Below are 25024 nucleotides of genomic sequence, written 5' to 3'. Positions count from 1 at the left end.
ACCCTCAGGCAACAAGAGAACGTCCGCCAACCCCCTTTCCCTAAACACTTTTTGACGGAGACAAAGTGTCAACAAGGGCCCCGGACAATGCCGTTCGGAATGACGAACAGCGAGTTACCTGGAGTAAGTAACGATTTGACGTCGGCGGGCCGACGACAGCGGCCGCCATTACGTTGGAATATGCGGCTCAAGAGCGAGCAGAAGCACTGGACGGCGACACGCGCCCCCCTTCACGGCAGTGCGCTGCCGTCTGATTCGATTACACGGAACGAAACCGACCAGCAATTCCCGAAGGACGAACCCTGAGCTCCACACTCGCGACCGCCATTTCCGCCCTGCTGCTCGTGGCGGTGCTGGCGGGAGCCGTGATCCGGCCGTTCGGCCTGCCGGAGGCCACCGTGGCCGTCCCGGCCGCCGGCCTCGTGATGGCCACCGGCGCCATCTCCCTCGACCACGCGCGGGCCGAGGCCGAGCTGCTCGGCCCGGTCGTGGGGTTTCTCGCCGCGGTGCTCGTGCTCGCCAAGCTCTGCGACGACGAGGGGCTCTTCCATGCCTGCGGCGCCTGGCTGGCCCGTACGTCGAAGGGGCGGCCACCACGCCTGCTGGCGGCCAACTTCCTTCTCGCGTCGGTCATCACGGCCGTACTGAGCCTGGACGCCACGGTCGTCCTGCTCACTCCGGTGGTGTTCGCGACCGTGGCCCGCCTCGGCGCCCGCCCCAAGCCCCATGTGTACGCGTGCGCCCACCTGTCGAACACGGCGTCGCTGCTGCTGCCCGTCTCCAACCTCACCAACCTGCTCGCGTTCACGGCCAGTGGCCTGAGCTTCACCCGGTTCGCCCTGCTGATGGGCCCCGCGTGGGCCGTCGCCATCGCCGCCGAGTACCTGGTCTTCCGGCGCTTCTTCGCCGACGACCTGAAGGGGGAATCCCCGGAACCGGCCGAGGCCGAGGCCGATCCCGTCGGCATGCCGGTGTTCGCGCTGGCCACCGTCGCCTGCACCCTCGCGGGCTTCGTCGTGACGTCCGCGCTCGGTGTCGAACCGGCCTGGGCGGCGTTCGCGGGAGCCCTCGTCCTGGCCGTCCGGGCGCTGGTCCGCGGGCGCACCACCCCGCTCGCCGTCGCGCGTGCCACCTCGCTGCCCTTCCTCGCCTTCGTCCTGGCCCTGGGCATCGTGGTGCGTGCCGTGGTCGACAACGGCCTCTCGGACGCGCTCGGGCACCTGGTCCCGCACTCGGCGAGCCTGCCCGCGCTGCTCGGCATCGCCGCCCTCGCCGCCGTACTCGCGAACCTCATCAACAACCTTCCGGCGGTTCTGGTCCTGCTGCCCCTGGCCGCGGTGGCGGGACCCGGGCCGATCCTCGCCGTCCTGCTCGGGGTGAACATCGGCCCGAACCTCACCTACGCCGGCTCGCTGGCGACCCTGCTGTGGCGGCGGATCGTCCACCAGCACGATCACGACGTCGATCTGGGCGAGTTCACCCGCCTCGGCCTGATCACCGTGCCCGCCACGCTGATCCCGGCCGTTGCGGCCCTGTGGGTCTCGCTGCGCGTGTTCGGGATCTGACGCGATGTGTCCGGCGAGGTCGTGCACGGAGCATTGACGCTGTGACATGGCCATGCGATGCTCCGTTTTGGGAGCGCTCCCACCATTCTGCCGTCCCTGGCGCCCTTACGGGACGGCCACCATGGACCCCATTCCAGGCACCGGGAGGCGCTCCATGCTCACGTTCCCGCTCGTGCACCGCCGCCCCAGGAGACGACATACCGGAAGACGCGCGACAGCCGGCCTGCTGACCGCCGTCCTGCTGTCGGGCGGGCTGGCCCTCGCACCTGGCGCGGCCGCGGCGCCGTCCGCCGCGGACCCCGCCGCCGCGACCACGCCGGTACGGGTCAACCAGGCGGGCTACCTGCCGGACGGCCCCAAACGTGCCACGGTGGTCACCGCGGCCACCCAGCCACTGACCTGGCAGTTGCGCACCGCGTCGGGCGCTCTGGCCGCTTCCGGCCGGACCGTCGTACGCGGCACGGACGCGGCCTCGGGCGAGGCGACCCATGGGGCGGACTTCTCCGCGTACCGCAGGACGGGCCAGGGATACGTCCTGGTGGTCGACGGGTGGAGCAGCGCGCCGTTCGACATCCGAGCGGACCTCTACGACGGCCTGCGCACCGACGCGATGGCCTTCTTCTACCACCAGCGCAGCGGCACACCGATCGAGGCCTCGCTGGTGGGACCCGCCTACGCACGGCCCGCCGGACATGTCGGGGTCGCCCCCAACCAGGGTGACACGAAGGTGCCGTGCCAGGCCGGAGTGTGCGACTACACCCAGGACGTGCGGGGTGGCTGGTACGACGCGGGCGACCACGGCAAGTACGTCGTCAACGGCGGTATCTCCGTCTGGCTGCTCGTCGACTCCTTCGCGCGGGCCAAGAGGGCGGGCACCGCGTCCGCGCTCGGCGACTCGACCCTGCGGATCCCCGAGCGCGGCAACGACGTGCCCGACGTCCTGGACGAGGCCCGCTGGGAACTCGACTTCCTGATGCGGATGCAGGTCCCGGACGGGAAGCCCTATGCCGGTATGGCCTTCCACAAGATCCATGACGCGGCCTGGACGGGCATCCCGACCCGGCCCGACCAGGACCCGCAGCCACGCGAGTTGCACCGCCCCTCCACCGCGGCCACCCTCAACCTCGCCGCCACGGCGGCCCAGTGCGCGCGCGTCTTCAGGCCGTACGACTCCGCCTACGCGAAGCGGTGTCTGAGCGTGGCCCGCACTGCGTGGACCGCGGCGAAGGCCAACCCCGCCGTGTACGCGCCGGAATCGGACAGCACCGGCGGCGGCCCCTACAACGACACCCAGGTCACCGACGACTTCTACTGGGCGGCGACCGAGCTGTACGCGGCGACCGGGGAACGCGCCTACCGTGACGCGGTCACCACCTCGCCCTGGCACACCTCGGCCGACGCGCTCACGCCGACCGGTTTCAACTGGGCCGACACCGCGGCCCTCGGCCGGCTGACCCTGGCGACCGTGCCGAACGGGCTGCCCGCCTCCGACATCAGGCGCGTACGGGCGTCCGTGACGGCCGCGGCCGACGGGCACCTCGCCACGATGGCCGGTCAGGGGTACGCGGTGCCCATCCCTGCGACCGGGTATGTGTGGGGTTCCAACAGCCAGGTCACCAACAACGCGATCGTCGTGGCCACCGCCTATGCGCTGACCGGTCGACAGCGGTACCGGGCAGGGGTGCTGGAGTCGATGGACTACCTGCTGGGCCGTAACACCATGGACCTCTCGTACGTCACCGGTTACGGCGACACGTACGCCCGGAACCAGCATCACCGGTTCTGGGCGAACCAGTACGACGCCTCGCTGCCGAACCCGCCTGCGGGCTCCCTCGCGGGCGGTCCCAACAGCGGTCTGCAGGACCCGGTGGCGCAGGAGTACCTGACCGGGTGCTCGCCCGCGGCCTGCTACATCGACGACATCGGTTCGTACTCCACCAACGAGGTGACGATCAACTGGAACGCCCCGCTGGCCTGGCTGGCGGCCTTCGCCGCCGAGCGCTGCCCGCCACGCGACTAGGGCGTGTGTGCCGGAGTCCCGCGCGGTACGCGCCGGGCGGGGCTCCGTGGCGCCATGCGTGCCTCGGACGCCGCGTCGGGCTCCGGGGCCGCGCTCGGTCAGGAGCGGAGCAACTCCGCCGCGCCCAGGTCGAGTACGCCTTCGTGCCAGCTCAGCCCGCGCAGATCGCGTACGACCACGGAGGCGCAGGTGTCCATGCCGCGCGGCCCGACGCCGATGACGTACGCCCCGGCCGCCTCCCCCGCCGTGGCGCCCGCTGCGCTGTCCTCCAGGACGACGGTCCGCGCCGGGTCCACGCCGAGCCTCACCGCCGCCGCGCGATAGCCGTCGGGGGCGGGTTTGCCATGGCTGACGTCGTCGGCGGTGATGAGCACGGGCGGCAGGGGCAGACCCGCGGCGGCCAGGCGGGCCCGGGCCAGCCTGGTGACTCCGGAGGTCACGACGGCCCAACTGCCCCGCGGCAGGCTCGTCAGCAGGTCGAGGGAGCCGGGCAGGGCGGTCGTGGTGGCGGCCGCCTCGATCTCCAGGCGGTCGATCTCGGCGAGGGCGGCCGGCCGCTCCCCGGGGTCGCTCACGAGGAGTGCGACGGTGTCGGCGGAGCGCCTTCCGTGCACCGTCGCCGTGACCCGCTCGGCGGACAGTCCGCGGGCCCGGGCCCATCTGCTCCATGCCTGGTCGACGCCGAGGTCGGAGTCGACCAGGACGCCGTCGTTGTCGAAGAGGAGGCCCTCGCAGGGAATCTTCATGTCCGGGGTCCGGGCCTCTCAGGTGACGGGGCGGTTGCGGTAGCGGCCGACGAGTTCACGGGCGGCGGCCTGCATACGGGCGGGCGGCAGCCCCTGGGCCAGCAGGGTCAGGTCGTCGACGACCATGTCGCCGATGCTCAGGAAGGCGTCCGGGATGCCGCCCGCGCGGTGGGCGGAGAGCACCAGACCCTCCAGGCCGCGGGACGGATCGTCGGCGGCGACGGGTTCGTCGGGCCAGACGTCGATCCCCGCGAGGAGGCGGCCCGCGGCGACCCGGGCGAGCAGTGCGGGGAAGTCCACGACGGGTGCCCGGCTGACGAGGACCAGCCGGGCTCCGTCGGGCAGCAGTCCCAGCTCACGCTCGCCGAGCAGCCGGCGGCTGTCGTCGGTGACGGTGGCGAGCACGAAGACGAACGTGCTGCGGGCCAGGGTCTCGTCGAGCGTGGCCGGCACGAGGCCCTGTTCGCGCAGGACGGCGGGCGGCAGCCAGGGGTCGTACACGCGCAGGGTCGGGCGGAAGGGCGCGAGGAGCGGATGGAGGCTGCGGCCGAGGTTCCCGAACCCGATCAGGCCGACGTCCGCGCCGCGCAGCAGTACGGCGTCGGCGTTGCCGTCGGACACGTACCGCTCGCGTCCCGCGCGGAAGGCACGGTCCTCGCGGCTGATGCCGCGTGCCAGGTCGAGGGCGAGCCCGAGAGCGTACTCGGCGACGGGCTGGGCGTAGGCGGGTCCGCAGCCCAGGACGTGGATACCGCGCCGGAAGCACACGTCGTAGTCGACGTTCGGGTAGAAGTTGCCCTCGACGTTGAGCAGGGCCCTCAGCCCGCCGGCGCGCGCCAGGCGTTCGGCAGGCAGGTCGGGCTGGCCGACGACGGCGAAGGCGTCCGGCAGGGCCCGGTCGAGTGCCTCCTCGGTGTCCGGCTCGACGACGGTGAAGCGGTCATGGAGCCGGGCCAGCGCGTCCGGCCTGAAGATGCGTTCCCTGGGGTGCGGCGCGGCACGCAGGATCACGAGCGGCTTGTGCGGGGTGCTCACGGTTCTCCTCGCATCCGTCACGGTTCTCGGCGGCACGGTCGGTCGCTACCCGCACCCGGGCCTCGGGAACCGGACCTCGGGAACCGGGAATCCCGTGACCGTCACGGCTCCGAAGGACCGTCACGGCTCCGAGGCGGGGCCGTACTCGCGATCGCTGGAGCGGACCTGCCCGCCAAGCGGGGCCCCGCACGGAATTCCTCAGGGCGGCCACGGCCTCTACAACATCTTCTACACCGCTCCCATGGGCTGCTGAGCACGGGCGACGCCTCAACGGCCCAGCAGGTCCAGCAGGTCCAGGGCCTGTTCCCAGTCGAATCCTCCCTGTCGGGGGCCGCCGAAAGCATGTTCCCCGAACCGGACTCCCATCCCGCGCAGCCTTTCCAGGCTGTCCCGGTAGGCGGGGTGGGCCGTCAACGCCTCGCTCACGCAGGGCAGTACGGAGATCGGTACGCCCATTCCGTACGCCTCGCAGAGTGTGCCGAGGGCGAGTGTGTCGGAGATTCCGGCCGCCCACTTGTTGACGGTGTTGAAGGTCGCGGGAGCCACGGTGACGGCGTCCGGGTCCGGGAACGGACGCGGGTCGCCGGGCATACGCCAGGCGGACCTGATCGGCCGGCCGGTCTGCGCCTCGACCGCCGCGACGTCGAAGAATCCGGTCGCGGCGGGGGTCGCGATGACGCCGACCTCCCAGTCCCGTTCCTGCGCCAGGGTGATCAACTCACCGATGCCGTCGGCGACTCCGGCGGCGCAGACGACGACATAGAGAAAGGGTTTCCGGGCCGGTTCAGTCACCCGAGAACTCTACTGAACCGGGAACGCCCCCTGCTGAACCGGGAACGGCTCCTACCGCACCGGGAACGAGTGCCCCCGCTCGGAGTCCGGTCGCGGGCCGAGGATCCGGCGTTCCTTCTCCTCGATCGCCACGTCGTTGATGCCGGCCTCGCGCCGGGTCATCAGGCCGTGCCCGTCGAACTCCCAGAGCTCGTTGCCGTACGAGCGCCACCACTGCCCGTCGGTGTCACGGCACTCGTAGGATCCCGGGTGTTCCAGGCGTCCTCGGCCGCCTGGACCTTCTGGGCGGCGGTCTCACGGGTGAAGGGTGGCAGGGGCGGACGGTCGTCCATGCGGAGTCCTCTCGGAGGTGAGCTCGGGAGCGGGGTGGGCGCGGCGGCCATTGACTGAGCCGCGTCGGGTTGCAAGACTCCGCTTGAATGTTCAATGGACGATTGTTCACCAGGCGAACGCGTGTGGTTCCGTCGCGGAGCGCGCCGCGTCGCACGACGGGAAGAGCCGCGCATGACCCTCCATCGTGACCTGCTGATCGGCGGCAAGGACCTGCCCGCGGTCTCCGGCCGCACCGCCGAGGACGTGAATCCCTACAGCTCACAGGTGTACGCCACGGTCGCCGCCGCCGGCGTCGAGGACGTCACCCGGGCGGTGGACGCCGCGGACGCCGCGTTCGCGGGCTGGGCGGCGCTCGGTCCGGCGCAGCGGCGCAGGATCTTCCTCACCGCGGCGGACCTCCTGGAGGCGCGTACCGACGACGCAGTACGGATCATGGCGGGCGAGGTCGGCGGCACCCGGCCCTGGGCCATGTTCAACGTCGGTCTCGCCGCGAACATCCTCCGCGAGGCCGCCGCCGCGGTGACCGCTCCGCGCGGGGAGGTGCTGAGCGCGCAGGAGGAGGGCGCGCTGGGACTCGCGATCCGCGAACCGGTGGGTGTCGTGGCCGCCTTCTCGCCCTGGAACGCCCCGGTCATCCTGGGTGTCCGGGCCGTCGCCGCGCCGCTCGCCGCGGGCAACACCGTGGTGATGAAGCCGAGCGAGGACGCGCCGATCGCGTGCGGCCTGTTCATCGCGGACATCCTGCGCGAGGCGGGCCTGCCCGACGGCGTCCTGAACGTGATCACGAACGCCCCCGAGGACGCGGCCGCCGTCGCCGAGGCCCTGGTCGCCGACGCGCGCGTACGAGCCGTCAACTTCACCGGCTCCACGGGCGTCGGCCGGATCATCGGCGTGCACGCGGCACAGCACCTGAAGCCCGCGCTCCTCGAACTCGGCGGCAAGAACTCGGTGATCGTACTGGACGACGCCGATGTCGACTACGCGGTCGACGCCGCCGTCTTCTCCGTCTTCATGAACTCCGGCCAGATCTGCATGTCCGCCGACCGGATCCTCGTGCACGAGAGCCTGGCCGAGGAGTTCACGGCCAAGTTCACCGCGAAGACCGAATCTCTCGCGTCCGGTGACCCGGCCGACCCGCACACCGTCGTCGGGCCGCTCGTCACCCGGGACGCCGCTCGCCGGGTCGCGGCCCTCGTGGAGGACGCCGTCGCCAAGGGCGCGACCGTCCTCACCGGCGGCGGCGCCCCCGACGGAGCCGTGCATCCGGCGACCGTCCTGACCGACCTTCCGGAGGAGGCCGAGCTGTACCGGGGCGAGGCCTTCGGTCCGCTCGCCGTGATCAGCACGTTCACCACGGACGACGAGGCGGTCTCCTTCGCCAACGCCACGGAGCACGGGCTGACCTGCGGGATCATCACGGAGAACGGCACCCACGGGCTCAAGGTCGCCCGCCGGATCCGTACCGGCATCGTGCATGTCAACGACCAGTCCGTCGCCGACGAACCGAACGCCCCCTTCGGCGGGTTCAAGGGCAGCGGGTACGGGCGCTTCGGCGGACGCTGGGGCATCGAGGCGTTCAGCAACACCCGCTGGGTGACGCTGGCCACGCAGCACGCGCACTTCCCGTTCTAGGTGAGTTCCCGTTTCGGGCGAGTACCCGTTCCGTAGGAGCTCCCATTCCGGGTGAGTCGGGCCCGCCTCACCGGTCCCGGTACGGCGCGTATCGCCGTGCGGCGTAAATGAGTTGCCGCGGGGAATGTCCCGGCGCCAGCATCTGCCCATGACCACGTTCGAAGCCCCGCTGCCGCCGGTCTCCGCCACCGATCGTCCGGTGCGGGGCCAGCGGCAGCGGGGCCGACCGCGGAGGCTCTCGCTCCCGCGGTCGTGACCGCCGCGCTCGTCGCGGGGCTTCTCGCGGGACTCGGCATCGCCGTCCCCGTCGGAGCGGTCGCGACCTACCTCGTCTCCCTCACTGCCCGTACGTCCCTGCAGACCGGCGTGGGCGCCGCGCTCGGCGTGGCGACGGCCGACGGGCTGTACGCCTTGGCCGCCGTACTCGGCGGCTCCGCACTCGCCACCGCGCTGCAGCCCGTTCTGGACCCGCTGCGCCTGGCCTCGGCACTCGTGCTGATCGCCCTGGCCGTCCGGGGCGGACTCACCGCACTGCGCCGGTACCGGGAGCACCGGCTCGTGACCCGCTGCCGCCCCGCACCCTCTGGTCCCGGCCGTGCCTTTCTGGCTCTGCTGGGGATCACGATGCTGAACCCCACCACCGTCGTCTACTTCGTGGCGCTCGTACTCGGCAGCGGTGCCGGGACGGCTGCCGGCCCGCTGGAACGGGGCGTCTTCGTCCTCGCCGCGTTCGCCGCGTCGGCCTGCTGGCAGCTGCTGCTCGCAGGCGGTGGCACGCTGCTGGGCCGGGCGCTGACAGGCCGGCGGGGGCGGCTGGTCACGGCGCTGGTGTCCAGTGCCGTGATCCTGGCACTGGCCGCACACATGATCGTGGCCCCCTCGTGATCCCCACACCGCCGGCTTTCGGAACACCCGACGGTCACCTGTCGGGCAGGGCCCGTCGACTCATCCGGCCGCACCCGGGCGGGCGTGCGGGTGAAACGGCTCCTGAGGGATGAAACTGCCGGGGTGAGCGTGTTCAATCAAGGACGGAGAAATCATACGCAGCGACGACCGATGGGATGGATGCCATGCCTCTTGAGGGCGAATACGAGCCCAGCCCCACCAAGTGGGTACGCGATCAGGTGGAGCTGTACGAGCGTTCCGGCGGTACCGAGGGAACGACGTTGCAGGACACGGGCCTGCCCGTGATCGTGCTGACCACCCGGGGGGCGAAGAGCGGGAAGATCCGCAAGTCGCCGGTCATGCGGGTCGAGCACGAGGGCCGCTACGCCGCCGTCGCCTCGCTGGGCGGCGCGCCCAAGCACCCAGTCTGGTACCACAACATCATCGGCGATCCCCACGTGGAACTCCAGGACGGCCCGACGCGCCAGGACATGATTGCGCGCGAGGTGACCGGCGAGGAGAAGGCCCAGTGGTGGAAGCGCGCGGTCGCCGCGTATCCGTCGTACGCCGACTACCAGAAGAAGACCGATCGGGAGATCCCGGTCTTCGTCCTGGAGCCCGTCGGCGGCGAGTGACGAACTAGCGGCCCGTGGGGTCTGTGCAGCACCTCAGCGGCGTCTTCGCGAAGTCCGGAAACTCGCTCGGAAAAGGTGTGCATGATTCGGGGGGCGCCGGGCACCCGACTCTCAGGTCCCGCCGCGCTCCCCCGTCGTGGCGGGGCCCTTTTCGTGTGCCGCCACGCGGCGCGCGGTACGGGCATCCGTCACGTCGAGGAAGATCTGGTCGGCCGCCGGGACCAAGCGGGAGACGGACCCCTTGATGCGCAGCGCGACGAGTTCGACCTCCTCGCTGTCCAGGCCGGGTGTCAGGTCGATGCGGGCGGCCACCAGGGTCGAGTCGGGGCCGAGTTCCATGGTCAGCAGGGACTCCACGGAGTCGATCTCGGGCTGCGCCTCCAGCAGCGCACGGATGCGGCTGCTCGACTCCTCGTCGGTGGCCTGGCCGATCAGCTGGTCGCGCGCGTCACGGCCCAGTCGGTACGCCACGTAGACGAGGAGCGCCCCGATGCCCATCGAGGCCGAGGCTTCCCAGACGACCTGTCCCGTCACCATGTGAAGGGCCATGCCGGCCATCGCGAGGAGGACGCCCAGCACGGCGGTGCCGTCCTCCGCGATGACGGTACGCAGCGCCGGGTCACGGATCTCGGCGGAGAAGCCGCCCTGTTTGCGCACCTGATGGAGCGCGCGCAGCAGGGACCCGCCCTCCGCGAGGAGCGCGACGCCCAGGACCACGAGCCCCGCCACATACCCGCTGTGGGACTCCGAGCTCTCGCTGCCCAGGGCTTCGAAGCCCTGGAAGAAGGAGAAACAGCCGCCCATCAGGAAGATGCCCACGGCGGCCAGCAAGGACCAGAAGAAGCGTTCCTTTCCGTAGCCGAAGGGGTGACGGTTGTCGGCGGGGCGCCGGCTGCGGCGCAGAGCGGCCAGGAGGAAGATCTCGTTGAGGCTGTCCGCCACCGAGTGCGCCGCCTCGGAGAGCAGCGCGGGCGATCCGGCGAAGAGACCGCCGACAGCTTTGGCCACGGCGATGACCAGGTTGGCGGCCAGCGCCACCAGCACGGTGACACGGGTCCGGCGGTCGGCACGGGAGGAAGGCTCACGGTTCACCTCCGCCGAATGCCCCGCTCCCCCCGCCTCACACGAGGTGCCGGCGGATTTCGGGGAACCCTCATCTGGGCAGACGTACGGCACCTACGACACGTACGGAAGGAGACGCGAAATGAGCGACACGGAAGGCAACGGCGCGTACGGGAAGAAGTCCTTCAAGAGGTCGAAGAGCCACTTCTCGGACCGGGTGACGGCTGACGGCCGCGACGGCTGGCCGGTCGAGGCCGGGCGCTATCGGCTGGTCGTCAGCCGAGCCTGTCCCTGGGCGAGCCGCGCGGTGATCTCGCGGCGGCTGCTGGGTCTTGAGGACGCCCTGCCGATGGCGGTCACCGACCCGATCCAGGACGACCGCAGCTGGCGCTTCACACTGGATCCGGGCGGCCGCGACCCCGTGCTGGGCATCCGGTACCTCGCCGAGGCGTACGAGGCCCGGGAGCCGGGTCATCCGGGCGGTGTCAGTGTGCCCGCGGTGGTGGACGTGCGCAGCGGGCGCCTGGTGACCAACGACTACCAGCAGCTCACCCTGGACCTTGCCACCGAGTGGCGGGACCTGCACCGCGAAGGGGCGCCCGACCTCTACCCGGAAGGGCTCCGTGACGAGATCGACGAGGTCATGGCGGAGGTCTACGAGGACGTCAACAACGGTGTGTACCGGGCCGGGTTCGCGACCGGCCAGGAGGAGTACGCGGCGGCCTGCGAGGGTGTGTTCCGCCGGCTGGAGCTGCTGTCGCAGCGGCTGGCGGGGCGGCGCTATCTGGTCGGGGACACGATCACGGAGGCGGACATCCGGCTGTTCACGACGCTGGTCCGCTTCGACGCCGTCTATCACGGCCACTTCAAGTGCAACCGCCGGAAACTGACGGAGGACCAGGTCCTGTGGGCGTACGCCCGTGATCTCTACCAGACGCCCGGGTTCGGGGACACCGTCGACTTCGACCACATCAAGCGGCACTACTACGAGGTCCACGAGGGCATCAACCCGACCCGTGTCGTGCCGCTCGGTCCTGACCTCTCCGGCTGGCTGACCCCACACGGTCGCGAGGAACTGGGCGGGCGCCCGTTCGGCGACGGGAGCCAGCCGGGACCCGTGCGCGCAGGCGAAGAGGTGGCGGCGACGGGCCGGCCCTGAAAGCCTGTGTCCGGCACCCACCGGGCGCATACCGCGCGGTCGGCCGCGTATTCGCCGCTGAACTGGACACTCGCCTGTCGTCTTCAAGGAAGAAGAGCCCCTTGAGGGACAAGAGCCCTCAGACACGAGCCGAAGGAGAGCCAGGTGCAGAAGAAGAAGCTGCCCGTCGTCTACAAGCCCATCGGGTTCCTGCTCGGCTGGACGAGCGGAACCCTCGCCGGAATGGCGTTCCAGAAGACCTGGAAGATGATCCGCCACGAGGACGACGCACCCGACGCGCTGGACAAGAACCGCGGCTGGGGCGAGGTGCTGCTCGCCGCGGCCGTGCAGGGCGCGATCTTCGCGGTCGTGCGCAGCGCGGTGGACCGGACGGGTGCGACGGCCATCGAGCGGTCCACCGGCGTGTGGCCCGGCGACGACAAGGGGGGTCGCGACTGACGCCCCGTACCGTCCAGTACGGTTGGTCTTCATTCAGGTGGCCGACAGCCAGGGGAGCCAGTCGTGACGAACGGGACAGCAGTGGGCGACACCGTCGAGGACTTCACCCTCCCCGACGAGACCGGCACGCCCCGGCAGCTCTCGGAGCTGCTGGGCGTCGGGCCTGTGGTGCTGTTCTTCTATCCGGCGGCGCTTTCCACGGGCTGCACCGCCGAGGCCTGCCACTTCCGCGATCTGGCCGCCGAGTTCGCGGCTGCCGGGGCGCGGCCGGTGGGCATCAGCAGTGACACGGTCGAGCGTCAGCAGGAGTTCACCCAGAAGCACTCCCTCGGGTTCCCGCTGCTGTCCGACCCGGACGGTGAGATCCGTGCGCGGTTCGGGGTCAAGCGCGGCTTCTCGGCGATGCCCACCAAGCGGGTCACCTTCGTCATCGCCGAGGACCGGAAGGTACTCGAAGTGGTGCGCAGCGAGATCCGGATGAGTGCGCACGCGGACCGCGCCCTGGCGGCCCTGCGCGCGCACCGCGTCTGAGATCCCGCCGCTGCGCGGACCTCTGCGTGCCGCTGCCCCCTGCGTGCCCGCCGCGGGGGCGGTTCAGCCCTGCTTGGGAGCCGTGGCCGGCGCCAGACGCAGGGTGAACGAGTGGCCTGACGGGTCCGCGTACCCGCGCTCCTCGTGCGGGCCGCCCGCGTCCTTGGCCTCCAGCGCCCGCCCGCCGAGGGAGACGATCCTGCGCTCGGCCGCGTCCATGTCCTCGACGTGGAAGTCCACGTGGGCCTGCAGGGAGTTCTCGGGGCGCGGCCAGCTGGGCGGAGTGGCGTTCACGTCCCGCCGGAACGCCATCCTCATTCCGTCGGCTCCCTGGATCTCCACCCGGTTCGCCGTCGCGTCGGTCTCCTCGCCGTCGAGGAACTCCTTGTAGAACTCGGCGAGTTTTTCGGGCTCTGAACAGTCCAGGACCACGATGCCTGCCACTACCAGTGCCATATCTCCTCCGAAGACCGACGGAGCGCGAACGGCGGTCCGCCCACTGCTCCGGTGTCCGGGTACCCCGTCAACGCGTGATCAGCACGTGCGATCGGCAGGGCGGGCGACCCCTTCCCTGCGCACGGGATCGGTGACCCCGAGGCCGGGCGTCGGGGCGAGGGAGAGAACGCCGATCTTGCCCATGTGGGCGTTGCTCTGGACCAGTCTGGCCGCCTCCGCCGTGTCGGTGAGGGGGTAGGTCTCGGTGAGCGCGGGGGCGAGGTGGCCGAGGTCGAGGAGACGGTTCACCGCTGCCTGCTCGTGGAGGTTGGATCCGTGGCTGCCGATGACCCGCTTGAGACGCATCCAGAGGTACCGGTTGTCGAACTCGTGCTGGTAGCCCGTGCTGGAGCCGCAGGTGACCACCGCGCCGCCGCGGCGTACGACGAAGACGGAGACGCCGAAGGTGGCCCGGCCCACGTGCTCGAAGACGATGTGCGGGTCCTCCCCCGTCGCGGCACGGATCAGCTTGCCGAGGCGTTTGCCGACAGCGGAGGGATCGGCGGGCGGCTCACTGCCGGTGAGTCCGATCTCCTCCCGGTTGACGACCACCTGACAGCCGAGGCGGCGGGCGTACTCCGCCTTCCGCTCGCTGCTGACCACCCCCACGGCGATCCCGCCGCCGTTGCGCACCAGTTGGACCGCGTACGCGCCGAGACCGCCTGCCGCTCCCCAGATCAGGACCACGTCGCCCTGAGTCATCCGGGCGCCCCGGTCACTGACGAGCATGCGGTACGCCGTGCCCGCGCACAGCGGGTTCGAGGCGGCCTCCTCCCAGGTCAAGTGGGCTGGTTTGGGGAGGAGTTGACTGGCCCGGGCGACGGAGTAGTGGGCGAGGCCGCCGTAGTTGGTCTCGAAGCCCCAGGCCAGCATCCCGGTGCCCAGCATGCCGTCGGCGTGGGTCGCCGGGTCCTCCTCGTCGACGTACACGGGGCTCACCACGACCTGGTCGCCGACCTGCCATCTCCGTACCCCCGAACCGGTGCGGACGACAACGCCGGACGCGTCCGAGCCGATCACGTGGAACGGCTGGTCGTGCCGGGCGGCCCACCGGTCCTGGCGGCCGAAGTGCTTCAGGAAGGCGAAGGTCGGGATGGGTTCGAACATCGCCGACCAGACGGTGTTGTAGTTGATGCCGCTCGCCATGACGGCCACCAGCACCTCGTTCGGGGCGAGTTCGGGCATCGGTACGTCACCGAGGTGGATCGACTTGCGGACGTCCTTGTCGGCGACTCCGGCGAAACTGTCCACGTCCTCCGCGCGCAGGTGGGCGGCGGTGAAGCGGCCGGGTACCGGGAGGCGTTCCAGTTCCGTGCGGTCGGCTCCCGCGACGACGGCCTGTGCCAGCGCGTCCATGGTGGTTCCTCCTTGGGTGGGGGTCGGCTCGGGGCGGCTCGGCTCGGGCCGGGGGTCAGCTCAGGCCGAGGCCCTTCGCGAGCGTCGGCCAGGACGCCTTGAACTCCTGCCGCCAGTACGGCCAGGCGTGCGCACCCCCGCTGTAGAAGTGCACCTGGGCCGGTATGCCCAAGGCGTCCAACCGCTCGGTGAAACGGTGTGCCTGGGACCAGAGCGCGCCTTCGAGTGCGGCGCCTTCGAGGTTGCTGTAGTCGCCGCTCGGCAGGCCGCTGCCCTGGGAGATGTACAGCCCGGTGCCCTTGAGGCCGAGGGCCTGTGCGGAGGGGTTGTGCCGGGTCCAGTTGTCCCGGTTGAGCAGGGAGCTGCCCCAGAGGGTGAGGGGCAGCAGTTGTTCGCGGGCGACGATGGCGCTGAGCACGGTCGTCATGCCGAAGGCCGTGGTGTCGAGGATCCCGCTGTACGAGGCGGCTGCTCCGAATGTGCCGGGATGCCGGGCGGCGAAGGCCAGGGCGCCGTAACCGCCGGTGGAGACTCCGGCGACGGCTCGCTTCGTCCCCGCCCGGAACTTCTGCTGCAACAGGCTCATCAGCTCGCCGACCTGGAAGGTCTCGTAGTCCGGTGCGCCGGCGCTTCCGAAGTTCCACCAGTCGGTGGGGATACCGGTGGGGCCGGACGAGGGGATCACGGTGAGGACGTCCTGTCCGGCGAGGAAGTCGACGACGTCCGTCTCCCTGGTCCAGGACGTGTAGTCGTCGTGTGCGCCCTGGAGGAGATAGAGGACGGGCCAGGTACGGGACGGCTGAGCGGCGTACCCGGTCGGCAGGATCACGCGTACGGGCAGAGAGGCCCCGACGGCCGGGGAGGCGACCGTGAGGTCGACGGTCCGGGCGTCGAGCCACTTCTCACCCACGATGGAGGCGCCCGCGGCGGCCTCCACAGGAGCCTCCACGGCGGGTGCGGCCGCGGCCGGCGGGGCGGTGAGCACAACTCCCGTGCCGAGCAGGGCCGTTGCCACCACGAGAGCAGCACCTCTTCGGTTGCACATCGGGGGGCGCTTACGAGTCATGAGCCAAGTCCCTTCAGGAGTCCCGCAGATCGCGTGTCAGCAGCCGGGCCAGGTGGTCGACGACCGGTGGGTCGAGCAGCGACAGGTGGTGCCCCGGCAGCGGGACGACGGTCAGGTCGGTGCAGTGCGCGTCCCAGCCGAGCGTCGCGTCACCGCGCTCGTAGCGGGGGTCCCGCACGGTGTGCGGGGCGGGCTCGCTCGCTCGGTAGAGGAGGGTGGTTCCCGTGTAACCGCCGGGCCGGTGGCGCTCGCCGCCGCGCAGGTCCAGGTAGGACGTCCGCTGGTGTTCGAGGACGGCTTCCGGCAGGTCGACGGTGTCCCTCAGCACCTTGACGACGAGGTCGATCCGCCCGGCGTCGTCGAGCCCGGCGAGTTCGTCGTACGGCAGGTCGAGCCCTGTGCCGTAGGTGCGTTCCACGTATGCGGCAAAGTCCCGGAAGTGCTGGAGCGCCAGGTCGGCCGTGGTGAGGCGGGTGGGCAACGGCAGCACGGAGTCGAGCAGGACCAGGGCACGCACTCTGCCGTGCGGGGCGAGGAGCCTGGCCGCCTCCTGGGCGACCAGCCCTCCGTAGGACCAACCACCCAGTGCCCAGGGCCCGTCGGCACTCACCTCCCGTATCCGCCGGGCGAACTCCGCCGCCCGGCCGGGCACGTCGTCGGGGTCCGCCTGCCGGTCGAAGCCGTACAACGGGCGATCTCCGTCGAGGCGGTGCGCCAGCCGGGCGTAGACGGCGGCCGAACCGCCGGCGGCGTGGGCCAGGAAGAGGGGGGTGCGGGGGCCGGTGGCCGGGAAGGTCCGCAGACCGGCGAGGGGGGCCGTCCCAGGCCCTTCGGGCCCGGACCCCCCGGAAACCCCGGACCCCCCGGACCCCCCGGAAGCCTCGGAAGGCCCAGGAGCCGAACCCGTCGTGGAGGCGGATGCACGCGGTTCCGGTGCGGCGGGTGGGCCTGGTTCGCCGCCGGCGCCCAGCAGTTCGGCAACCCCTCTGAGTGTGCCGCGCCTCAGGAGTGCGCCCGGCTCCACGTCGACGTCGAACTCCCGCCGTACCACGGTTCGTATCCGCACGGCCGTGAGGGAGTCCAGCCCCAGGTCGGTCAACGGCGTGTCGGGGTCCAGGCGTTCGGGGCCGTACCCCATCACCCCGGCCACGCACAGCCGGAGCCGTTCGAGCGGGTCCGCGGCGGGGCCCAGCGGCGCGGCCGGGTCCGGCCGCGTCGCCCGGAGCGATTCCTCGGCAGTCTCCTCCCCTGCCCAGAACCGGCGGTGCCGCCAGCGGGGCGGCGGGACGTCCACGATGCGCCCCCCGGGATGCAGCCCTTCCCGCGGCTGGGCGACCTGGACCCCGTGGACGAGCAGTGTGGCCAGCGAGGTGCGGAAGCTCACGGCGTCGTCGGTGCCGCGGCGCAGCGTGGACACGACGAGCGCGTCCCCGGCAGCGACAGCGCGCAGTGTCTCGCTCAGCGGATGCGACTGCGTGGCGTGCGGGGCGACTTCCACGAAGACACGGTGTCCGTCCTCGGCCGCCGCGCGTACCGCCTGGGTGAAGCGGACGGGGTTACGCAGGTTGGCCGCCCAGTACGCCGTGTCGCAGGGCCCGGCCTCTCGGGGGTCACCGAGCGCGGTGGAGTAGCGACGGCAGCGGGGCGCCGAGTGCTGGATCTCGCCCAGCTCCCACGCGAACTCCGGTAGCAGCGGCTCGACTTCGGGTGAGTGTCCGGCCGCTGACACGCCCAGCGAACGGGCGAATCCGCCGCGCTCGGTCACCCGGGCGACCAGGCCGGCGACGTCCTCGGCCGACCCGGTGACCACGCTCTGGGTCGGCGAGGCGTGCACGGCGACCCGCAGGGTCCGGAACTCCTTCGCCGCCGGGGGGATGCCGGAGGCAGGCAGTTCCACGACCGCCATGGCTCCGCCGTCCAGCCGGGCCAGCAGCCGGGAGCGTACGGCGACGATGCGTGCGCCGGTGGCCGTGTCCAGTTCCCCGGACACGACCGCCGCCGCGATCTCGCCGAGAGAGTGGCCGATGACGGCGGCGGGTTCAAGGCCGTACGAGCGCCACAGTTCGGCGAGGGCGACCTGCATGCCGTACAGGAGGGGCATGACGGTGGCGGGGGTCGACAGGTCGGCGTCGGGCCGGAGTCCCGCGCGCAGCGAGAGGCCCGCGTGCTCGTGCAGGAGGGGTTCCAGCCGGTCGACGGCGGCCGCGAACACATCCTCCGTCGCGAGGAGCCGGCTTCCCATGCCGGGCCACTGGGACCCGTAGCCGGAGAAGACCCACACCACGGGTCCCGGCCCGCCCGGTGCTCCGTGCCCCGTCATCAGGTGGGAGGAGGGAGCGCCGTCGGCGAGGCGGGTGAGCGCGGTGACGGTCTGCGCGCGGTCCCGGGTGACGAGGGCCGCGCGGTGGCGGCCGCGGCCGGTGCGGCCCGCGAGGGTGCGGGCCAGGTCGCGTTCGCGTACGCGTCTGCTGTCGGGGGTGTCCAGCCAGGCGGCCAGCTCGCCCGCGTACGCACGCACGCGCTCCGCGGTCGGCCCGTCGAGCAGGAGCAGCGTGGCCCGCTCGGCCCGCTCGGCCCGCTCGGCCGACTCGGCCCGCAGGGTCCGGTCGGAGGCTCCGGGCCCCGACGGCCGGGCGGCCGGGCGGTGTTCGGTGAGGACGGCATGGGCGTTCGTGCCGCCGAAGCCGAAGGCCGAGACGCCCGCGGTGGCCGTGCCCGAGTAGCGGGGCCAGGGCTCGGGCGAGGTGACCACGCGCAGGCCGAGCGCGTCGAGGTCGGCGTGCGGGCCCGGGCGGGTGAAGTGCAACTGGGCGGGGATCTCGCCGTGGTGCAGGGCGAGCACGGTCTTGACCAGGCCCGCGATACCGGCGGCGGCCTCCAGATGACCGAGGTTGGTCTTGGCGGAACCGATCAGGAGGGGCTGTTCCGGGGCGCGGTCCCGGCCGAGGACGGCACCGAGCGCGCTTGCCTCGATCGGGTCGCCGAGCGCGGTGCCCGTGCCGTGGGCCTCCACGTAGTCCACGGTTCCCGGATCGGTGTGCGCCTCGGCGAGGAGGGCGCGCTGGGCCTCGGCGTTGGGGGCCGTGAGCCCGTTGGAGCGGCCGTCGGAGTTGACGGCTGTCGCACGGATCACCGCCAGGACGCGGTCGCCGTCGCGTTCGGCGTCGTCAAGCCGTTTCAGGACGACGACCCCGCAGCCCTCGCCGCGTACGATCCCGTCGGCCGTGGCGTCGAAGGCCTTGCAGCGGCCGTCCGGTGCGAGGGCGCCGGCGCGTTGGAAGGCGAGCGTGACGGCGGGGGTCAGAAGCAGGTTCACTCCGGCGGCGAGTGCCGTGTCGCTCTCGCCCGTCATCAGGCTGCGTACGGCGTGATGCACCGCGACCAGTGACGACGAGCACGCCGTGTCGACGGACAGGCTGGGGCCGCGCAGGTCGAGCGCGTACGACAGGCGGCCCGCGGCGATGCTCAGGGCCGCGCCCGTCGCCGTCCAGGCGTCCACCGCGCGGAGGTCGGCGGTCGTGAGGTGCGCGTACTCGTTGCCGCTGATGCCCACGAAGACCCCGGTACGGGTGCCGGTGAGCGCGGTGGCGGAGAGGGCCGCGTGGTCGAGGGCTTCGCGGGTGACCTCCAGGAGCATGCGGTGCTGGGGGTCCATGGCGGCGGCCTCGTGCGCCGGGATCCCGAAGAACTCGGCGTCGAAGCCGGCGATGACGTCGAGACCGCCGAGGAAGGCGCCGTGCCGGCTCACGTCGTCCGGCAACCGTTCCGGGTCCGGTACGAAGGGGTCCCACCGGCCCGCCGGAAGCGTGCCGACGGCGTCCCGGCCCCGGGTGAGGAGCTGCCAGTACGTGTCGGCGGAGGTGACGCCACCGGGGAAGCGGCAGCCCACGCCGACGACGGCGACGGCGACGGCATCGGGGGGCGGCGACGCGGGGACGCCTTTGTGCGGTGCGGCCCGTGCGGCGGTGGACGCGGCGGTCGGCGCGGACGACGATCTTTCCTGCGGGGCAGTCGACCCGTCGGCCGGCCCGGATGCCTCGCGCGTCGCGGGCGCCGTCGTCCCGTCCTCGGCCAGCCGCTCCGCCAGGGCGTCGATCGTCGGCGCGTCCCACAACAGCGTGTCGGGCAGCCGCCGCCCCACCAGCTCGCTCAGCGCGGCCGTCAGAGCCAGCGCGTCGCGCGAGGTCAGTCCGGCCTCGGCCAGCGGACGGTCGTCCGGCAACTCGCCCGGCGGCAGGCCGTACCAGTCGAGCAGCCGTTCGGCGACCAGCCCGCGGACCTCCGTGCGCGACGCGCTCATCGCGGCCCGGACCCGTCGTCCCCGAAGCCGTCGCCCCCGAGCCCGTCGCCCCCGAAGCCCTCGTCGAGGAACCGCGTCCGGGTGGCCGCGCGGGACACCTTGCCGCTGCTCGTACGGGGGACGGAGCCGGGCGGTACGAGCAGCAGCGAGCCGAGGCGCAGCCCGTGGCGGGCCGAGACGGCGGCGCGTACGGCGCGTTCGGCGACGCGGAGGTCCTCCTCCGTCGGGTCGGCGTCCCGCCGGTGCTCCGCGACCACGACGAGTTCCTCGCCGACGGTGTCGGGCCGGGCCACTCCGAAGGCGGCGAGGTGGTCCGGGCGGACCAGCGGGAGAGCCGACTGCACGGTTTCCTCGATGTCCTGGGGGTAGTGGTTGCGCCCGTCCACGATGAGTACGTCCTTGAGGCGGCCGGTGACGAGCAGCCGTCCGTCGTGCAGGGCGCCGAGATCGCCGGTCCGCAGCCAGTCCTCCCGCGCGCCGAAGCCGAAGGTCTCGGCCGTGAGGCCGGCCCGCTTCCAGTAGCCGAGGCCGATGTTGGGCCCGCGCAGCTGGATCTCGCCGACGCGCCCTTGGGGCAGTACGGCACCGTCGGCTCCGACGATCCGCAGCTCCTGCCCGACCGGGGTGCCGCACGAGACCAGCACGGACGCTCCCTCGTCCACCGCCGTCTCCTCGACACGCCCTTCCGCGAGAGCGCCGGGGTGGCAGGCGACGGCCGAGGGAGGCTCGCCCGGCGAACTCGCGGTCACGAACACGGTGGCTTCGGCCAGGCCGTACGCCGGGCAGTGCGTCGCGGGGGCGAGCCCGGCGGGCGCGAAGGCCGTACGGAAGCGGTCCACCGTGCCGGCCCGTACCGGCTCGCTGCCGTTGATGAGCACCCGTACGCGTTCCAGGCGGAGTTCGTCGACGACCTCGGGGGCCGTGCGGGCCACGCAGTAGTCGTACGCGAAGTTCGGGGCCGCGCTGATCGTGCCTTCGTACGAGCCGAGGAGACGCAGCCAGCGCGAGGGGTCCTGGAGGAAGGATGCGGGGTTCATCAGGACGGACGGGAATCCGCCCACGACGGGTGCGGCGATGCTGAGGACGAGGCCCATGTCGTGGAAGAGCGGCAGCCAGCCGACCGTCGTGGCCGCTTCCGGGTCGTCGACGAACGCGTCGAGGGCCTGGCGGGCGTTGGCGACGACGTTGGCGTGGCTGATCATCACGCCGGCCGGGCTGCGGGTGGACCCGGAGGTGTACTGGAGATACGCGATGTCGTTCGGCTCGGGCTTGGCTTCGTCGGAGCCGGATCCGCGGCGCTGCAGCGGCAGTTCGTCGACGGGTATCACCGGGAGGTCCGGCAGCCGGCGGTCCCGCACGAAGTCGCGGACCGCAGGAGCCGTGCCGGAGTCGGCGAGCAGACAGGCCGGCTCGCAGTCGGCGAGTACGGCCGCCAGCCTGCCCTCGTGCCCCGGGAGTTCGGGCCCGAAGAGGGGTACGGCGATGACGCGGGCGTACAGACAGCCGAGGAACCCGGCCACGTAGTCCAGCCCCTGGGGCAGCACGAGGGCGGCCCGTTCACCGGGGGACGCGACCGTGACGAGGCGGGCCGCCACTGCTCTGGCCCGGGCGTCCAGGGCCCGCCAGCCGAGTGTGCGGTGCAGGCCGGTGGCCGAGCTGTCGGGGAAGTCGACCTGGCTGAAGGCGCGTTGCTGCGGCCGGTGTGCGGCCCAGTGACTCAGGTGGTCCGTGAGGGAGGCTGCGTCGGCAGCGGGCCTGGCGGAGGTCATGGCGGCTCCAACTGGGTCGGCGGCGAAGCGAGTCGGGGCGGGCGGTGGTCGGTCGGCCGGTGCCCGGTGGGGCGGACACCGGCCTGGAGCGGTGACCCAGGTTCCGCCTACGGGCTACCGGTGGGTTAGAGGACGCGCTGACAGTTCGTCTCGCGCGTTCTGTCAGTTCGCTGACAAAGACACCTGGTCGATTCCATGCCGTGGGCCAGAGCCCGGGCGCCGCTTCCCCGCCGACAATCCGTGCGACGGCGGAAGGAGCGTCCAGTGGGACGTGCACGGCTGTTCGCGCTGTTCTCCCTGCTCACACTGACCGGCTTCATCACGACGCTCGACAACACGGTCATCAACGTGGCCCTGCCGACCGTGCAGCGCGAACTGGGCCTGACGGTCCCGGACCTGGAGTGGGCGGCTGCCGGTTATGTGCTCAGTTTCGGCGCACTGCTGCTGCCCGGCGGACGACTGACCGATCTGTGGGGACGCAGGTCCGTGCTGGCCGCCGGGATCGTGGTGTTCACGGCGTCGTCGGCGGCGTGCGCCCTCGCGGACAGCGGGGGCGCGCTGACAGCGGCCCGTACGGTGCAGGGGGCCGGGGCCGCACTGGTCATTCCGGCCTCGCTCGCCGTCATCGCGGTCGACCTGCCCGCGCGACTGCGCTCGACCGCTGTGGGCCTGTGGACGGCGGCCCTGGCACTGGCGCTGGCCCTGGGCCCGGTGGTGGGCGGGTTCGTCACCGAGCGGTGGGGCTGGAGCTGGGTGTTCGCACTCAACGTCCCGTTCGGGCTGCTCACCCTGCTGCTGATGCCGGCCGTGCCCGCCAGGTCCGTGCCCCGCCGCGGAGGTCTGGACGTGCCCGGCGTACTGCTGTCCGTGCTCGCGCTCTACCTGCTCACGTACGGACTCGTGCGCGGCCAGGAGCACGGCTTCGGCACCATGTCCGTGCGGCTGTGCCTGGGAGTCTCGGCGGTCGCCGCCTGCGCGTTCGTCGCCGTGGAGAGCAGGGCCGCGCGGCCGCTCGTCGAACTGCGGCTGCTGCGGGACCGGTTCCTCACCGGTGGGATCGTCGCGCAGGTGCTGTGGGGCATCGGTGTCAACGGGGTGTTCTTCTTCACGGCCCTCTATCTCCAGCGGGTGCTGGGCTTCTCGCCGACCGGGGCGGGGCTGGCCTTTCTGCCGCTGGCGGGCGCGTTGCTGCTCGGGACGCCGATGGCCGAGCCGGCGGCTCGTGCGCTCGGGGCCCATGTCTCGATCGCGGCGGGGCTCGGCCTGGTGGCGGTGGGGCTGCTGTACGTCTCGGGTACGGGCGCGGGTGCCGGCTTCTGGGATCTGCAGCCGGGTCTTGTGCTGATCGGCTGGGGTTCCGCGTTCACCACTCCCCTGACGGTGCGCTCGCTGCTCCGGGTCCCGGAGAGCGGGATGGGGATGGCGACCGGTCTGGTGAGCGCCGCGCGCGAGGTCTCCGGAGTGTTCGGGGTGGTCCTGGTGGGCGTGGTCCTCACCCGGCGCGAGCGCGCCGAACTGCGGTCGGGCGCCGACCCGGGCGATGCCTTCCTGGAGGGGTACGACCTGGGGCTGCGGATCGCGGCGTGCTGCGTGCTGGCGGGCGCGCTCGTCACGTTGCTGACGCTGCGCCGCCGCGGCCGGCACCGGCGGGTCGTGGCGCGCTCGCGGGTCCCCGTTGTCATGAAGTGACAAGTCCCCTGCGTGCCTCTGTCAGCCGCCGATGAAGCTGGGCAGAATCCGTGCCGGTACCGTCGGTGTGCCCCACTTCCCGTGCGCGGAAGGAGCCGCCGCGTGAACGGATTCCGTCTGCCGGCGAGCGAGGCCGGGACCACAGCCGTTGCCGCAGCCGTCACTGTCCCTGCCCCTACCTCTGCCTCTGCCTCTGCCTCTGCCTCTGTCGAGCCGGTGGACGGCCCGTTCGAGACGTTCCCCTCGGGTCTGCACGACCAGCTCAAACCGTTCTTCGCCGACATCACCGAAGAGGTCGTACAGGCGATCAGAACCGAGATCCCGGAGTACGCCCGGCCGACGGACGACACATACATGCAGGTCGTGCACCAGGGCGTGGACCACGCCCTGCAGGGGTTCCTGGAGCGGATGGCGAAGCCCGACACCGACTGGGAGCCGGTGAAGGCGACGTATCAGCGCATCGGCCGGGGCGAGGCGGACGAGGGGCGCAGTCTCGACGCGTTCCAGTCGGCGCTGCGTCTCGGTGCGCGGGTGGCCTGGCGTCGGATCAACGCCCTGGTCGACGCCGATCTGCTGCCTCGTCATGTGCTGGCCGCGTTCGGGGAGGCGCTGTTCCTGCACATGGACGAGATGGCGGCCGCGACGACGACCGGATACACGGAGGCACGGCTGCACGCGGTCGGCGAACTGCGGCAGCGGCGTACGCGGCTGATCGATCTGCTGATCGTGGACCCGCCCGCGTCGATCGCGGCCATCACCGATCTCGCGCACACCGCGCAGTGGCCCGTGCCCCGCTCACTGGCCGTGGTCGTCATCGACCGCGGGACGCGGACCGCGGGACCGCCGCCCATCCTGCCGCCGGGGTTCCTGGCACGGTTCGACGCACAGCCCGCGGTGCTGGTGGTGCCCGACCCCGAGGGCCCCGGGCGGGCGCGTGCCGTCGCGGCGGCGCTGCAGGGGTTACGGGCCGCCATGGGGCCGAACGTCGCGCTCCAGGAGGGGGCGCGGTCGCTGCGGTGGGCCACCGAGGCGCTGGACCTGGCCCGGCGGGGTGTGCTGCCCGACACGGAGATGGTGCGCTGCCGGGACCACCTGGCCACGCTGTTGCTGTTCCGCGACGAGGCCCTGGTGGAGGCGATGGCCGACCGGCATCTGCGTCCCCTGGACAGCGTCCGGCTGCCCCAGCGGGAGCGCCTCGCGGAGACGCTTCTCAGCTGGCTCCAGTGCGGCCACAACGCGAGCGAGGTCGCCGCCCGTCTCGCCGTCCATCCCCAGACGGTGCGCTATCGCATGCGTCAGCTCGACGAACTCTTCGGAGACCGGCTCCACGACCCCACGGCCCAGTTCGAGATGCAGCTGGCCCTGCGCGCGCTCAACCTCCGACGGGCTGCCCCGGCGCGCTGACGCTCACAGTGACCGCCCGGGCGTGCGCGTGCGCGATCCGAAACTTTCTGGACAGGTGCCCATGTATAGTGGACAACTGTCCAGGAAGTTTCAGGAAGCCGTTCCGAAGGAG

Annotated in this window: 20 protein-coding genes and 1 pseudogene; 11 read left to right on the top strand and 10 right to left on the bottom strand. The window is 71.9% G+C overall.

All coding sequences use genetic code 11. From position 1 onward, the window contains the following. Positions 1-302 precede the first annotated feature (302 nt). Complete coding sequence (locus tag AB0D14_RS21305; protein ID WP_362781365.1) at positions 303-1565, top strand: arsenic transporter; 1263 nt, start codon at positions 303-305, stop codon at positions 1563-1565. A gap of 154 nt (positions 1566-1719) precedes the next feature. After that, positions 1720-3585, top strand: a complete 1866-nt coding sequence (locus tag AB0D14_RS21300; RefSeq protein ID WP_362781255.1) for a glycoside hydrolase family 9 protein — start codon at positions 1720-1722, stop codon at positions 3583-3585. A 98-nt stretch (positions 3586-3683) separates the two neighbouring features. Here AB0D14_RS21300 and AB0D14_RS21295 read toward each other — a convergent pair whose 3' ends face one another. Both AB0D14_RS21295 and AB0D14_RS21290 read right to left on the bottom strand, forming a co-directional pair. Continuing rightward, positions 3684-4331, bottom strand: a complete 648-nt coding sequence (locus tag AB0D14_RS21295; RefSeq protein WP_362781253.1) for an HAD-IA family hydrolase — start codon at positions 4329-4331, stop codon at positions 3684-3686. A gap of 18 nt (positions 4332-4349) precedes the next feature. Beyond that, a complete protein-coding gene (locus tag AB0D14_RS21290; RefSeq protein ID WP_362781252.1) occupies positions 4350-5366 on the bottom strand; it encodes an NAD(P)-dependent oxidoreductase in 1017 nt (338 codons plus the stop codon). A 94-nt stretch (positions 5367-5460) separates the two neighbouring features. Between AB0D14_RS21290 and AB0D14_RS21285 the strand changes: the two genes are divergently transcribed. Further along, complete coding sequence (locus AB0D14_RS21285) at positions 5461-5619, top strand: hypothetical protein (RefSeq protein WP_362781250.1); 159 nt, start codon at positions 5461-5463, stop codon at positions 5617-5619. Positions 5620-5633: 14 nt separating this feature from the next. Here AB0D14_RS21285 and AB0D14_RS21280 read toward each other — a convergent pair whose 3' ends face one another. Together AB0D14_RS21280 and AB0D14_RS21275 are read right to left on the bottom strand one after the other, a co-directional pair. Next, positions 5634-6158: a flavoprotein gene (locus AB0D14_RS21280; RefSeq protein WP_362781248.1), complete on the bottom strand. Its 525-nt coding sequence runs from the start codon at positions 6156-6158 to the stop codon at positions 5634-5636. A 51-nt stretch (positions 6159-6209) separates the two neighbouring features. Beyond that, positions 6210-6490 (bottom strand): annotated as a pseudogene (locus AB0D14_RS21275) (DUF1348 family protein). A gap of 172 nt (positions 6491-6662) precedes the next feature. Here AB0D14_RS21275 and AB0D14_RS21270 point away from each other — a divergent pair. The 3 genes from AB0D14_RS21270 (at position 6663) to AB0D14_RS21260 (ending at position 9643) form a co-directional block, all read left to right on the top strand. Then, positions 6663-8123: an aldehyde dehydrogenase family protein gene (locus AB0D14_RS21270; protein ID WP_362781246.1), complete on the top strand. Its 1461-nt coding sequence runs from the start codon at positions 6663-6665 to the stop codon at positions 8121-8123. A gap of 252 nt (positions 8124-8375) precedes the next feature. After that, complete coding sequence (locus AB0D14_RS21265) at positions 8376-9008, top strand: LysE family transporter (protein ID WP_362781245.1); 633 nt, start codon at positions 8376-8378, stop codon at positions 9006-9008. 185 nt (positions 9009-9193) lie between these two features. Next, positions 9194-9643 carry a nitroreductase family deazaflavin-dependent oxidoreductase gene (locus AB0D14_RS21260; RefSeq protein WP_362781363.1) on the top strand — a complete coding sequence of 150 codons (450 nt, stop codon included), beginning with the start codon at positions 9194-9196 and terminating at the stop codon, positions 9641-9643. Between the two features lie 111 nt (positions 9644-9754). Here AB0D14_RS21260 and AB0D14_RS21255 read toward each other — a convergent pair whose 3' ends face one another. Next, complete coding sequence (locus AB0D14_RS21255) at positions 9755-10735, bottom strand: cation diffusion facilitator family transporter (protein WP_362781244.1); 981 nt, start codon at positions 10733-10735, stop codon at positions 9755-9757. 112 nt (positions 10736-10847) lie between these two features. Here AB0D14_RS21255 and AB0D14_RS21250 point away from each other — a divergent pair, with 112 nt between their 5' ends. The 3 genes from AB0D14_RS21250 (at position 10848) to AB0D14_RS21240 (ending at position 12833) form a co-directional block, all read left to right on the top strand. Continuing rightward, positions 10848-11864, top strand: a complete 1017-nt coding sequence (locus AB0D14_RS21250; protein WP_362781243.1) for a glutathione S-transferase C-terminal domain-containing protein — start codon at positions 10848-10850, stop codon at positions 11862-11864. Between the two features lie 144 nt (positions 11865-12008). Further along, complete coding sequence (locus AB0D14_RS21245; protein WP_362781241.1) at positions 12009-12302, top strand: DUF4235 domain-containing protein; 294 nt, start codon at positions 12009-12011, stop codon at positions 12300-12302. A 63-nt stretch (positions 12303-12365) separates the two neighbouring features. Continuing rightward, positions 12366-12833 carry a peroxiredoxin gene (locus AB0D14_RS21240; protein WP_362781239.1) on the top strand — a complete coding sequence of 156 codons (468 nt, stop codon included), beginning with the start codon at positions 12366-12368 and terminating at the stop codon, positions 12831-12833. 63 nt (positions 12834-12896) lie between these two features. Here AB0D14_RS21240 and AB0D14_RS21235 read toward each other — a convergent pair whose 3' ends face one another. The 5 genes from AB0D14_RS21235 to AB0D14_RS21215 form a co-directional block, all read right to left on the bottom strand. After that, positions 12897-13289 carry a VOC family protein gene (locus tag AB0D14_RS21235; protein WP_362781237.1) on the bottom strand — a complete coding sequence of 131 codons (393 nt, stop codon included), beginning with the start codon at positions 13287-13289 and terminating at the stop codon, positions 12897-12899. Between the two features lie 78 nt (positions 13290-13367). Then, complete coding sequence (gene ccrA, locus AB0D14_RS21230) at positions 13368-14684, bottom strand: crotonyl-CoA carboxylase/reductase (RefSeq protein ID WP_362781236.1); 1317 nt, start codon at positions 14682-14684, stop codon at positions 13368-13370. Positions 14685-14739: 55 nt separating this feature from the next. Further along, positions 14740-15702 (bottom strand): alpha/beta hydrolase family protein, encoded by a 963-nt coding sequence (locus AB0D14_RS21225; RefSeq protein WP_362781235.1) that lies wholly within the window; start codon positions 15700-15702, stop codon positions 14740-14742. 61 nt (positions 15703-15763) lie between these two features. Further along, a complete protein-coding gene (locus AB0D14_RS21220; RefSeq protein ID WP_362781233.1) occupies positions 15764-20050 on the bottom strand; it encodes a beta-ketoacyl synthase N-terminal-like domain-containing protein in 4287 nt (1428 codons plus the stop codon). Next, a complete protein-coding gene (locus AB0D14_RS21215) occupies positions 20047-21819 on the bottom strand; it encodes a fatty acyl-AMP ligase (RefSeq protein WP_362781231.1) in 1773 nt (590 codons plus the stop codon). The genes AB0D14_RS21220 and AB0D14_RS21215 overlap by 4 nt, the downstream gene beginning before the upstream one ends. Positions 21820-22083: 264 nt before the next feature. Here AB0D14_RS21215 and AB0D14_RS21210 point away from each other — a divergent pair, with 264 nt between their 5' ends. Continuing rightward, a complete protein-coding gene (locus AB0D14_RS21210) occupies positions 22084-23508 on the top strand; it encodes an MFS transporter (protein ID WP_362781229.1) in 1425 nt (474 codons plus the stop codon). Between the two features lie 216 nt (positions 23509-23724). Then, positions 23725-24912 (top strand): helix-turn-helix domain-containing protein, encoded by a 1188-nt coding sequence (locus tag AB0D14_RS21205; RefSeq protein WP_362781227.1) that lies wholly within the window; start codon positions 23725-23727, stop codon positions 24910-24912. Positions 24913-25024 lie beyond the last annotated feature (112 nt).

It is taken from the genome of Streptomyces sp. NPDC048484 (genome assembly GCF_040651415.1).
Classification (GTDB): Bacteria; Actinomycetota; Actinomycetes; order Streptomycetales; family Streptomycetaceae; genus Streptomyces.
The sequence above is the reverse complement of the archived record's forward strand: the minus strand, read 5'-3'. Positions and strand labels throughout refer to the sequence as shown.

Bases quoted from the DNA above. Each gene is read 5' to 3' on its own strand.
- AB0D14_RS21300 (WP_362781255.1), top strand. From the start codon at position 1,720: ATGCTCACGTTCCCGCTCGTGCACCGCCGCCCCAGGAGACGACATACC.
- AB0D14_RS21250 (WP_362781243.1), top strand. From the start codon at position 10,848: ATGAGCGACACGGAAGGCAACGGCGCGTACGGGAAGAAGTCCTTCAAG.
- AB0D14_RS21295 (WP_362781253.1), bottom strand. From the start codon at position 4,331: ATGAAGATTCCCTGCGAGGGCCTCCTCTTCGACAACGACGGCGTCCTG.
- AB0D14_RS21270 (WP_362781246.1), top strand. From the start codon at position 6,663: ATGACCCTCCATCGTGACCTGCTGATCGGCGGCAAGGACCTGCCCGCG.
- AB0D14_RS21260 (WP_362781363.1), top strand. From the start codon at position 9,194: ATGCCTCTTGAGGGCGAATACGAGCCCAGCCCCACCAAGTGGGTACGC.
- AB0D14_RS21215 (WP_362781231.1), bottom strand. From the start codon at position 21,819: ATGACCTCCGCCAGGCCCGCTGCCGACGCAGCCTCCCTCACGGACCAC.
- AB0D14_RS21220 (WP_362781233.1), bottom strand. From the start codon at position 20,050: ATGAGCGCGTCGCGCACGGAGGTCCGCGGGCTGGTCGCCGAACGGCTG.
- ccrA (WP_362781236.1), bottom strand. From the start codon at position 14,684: ATGGACGCGCTGGCACAGGCCGTCGTCGCGGGAGCCGACCGCACGGAA.
- AB0D14_RS21235 (WP_362781237.1), bottom strand. From the start codon at position 13,289: ATGGCACTGGTAGTGGCAGGCATCGTGGTCCTGGACTGTTCAGAGCCC.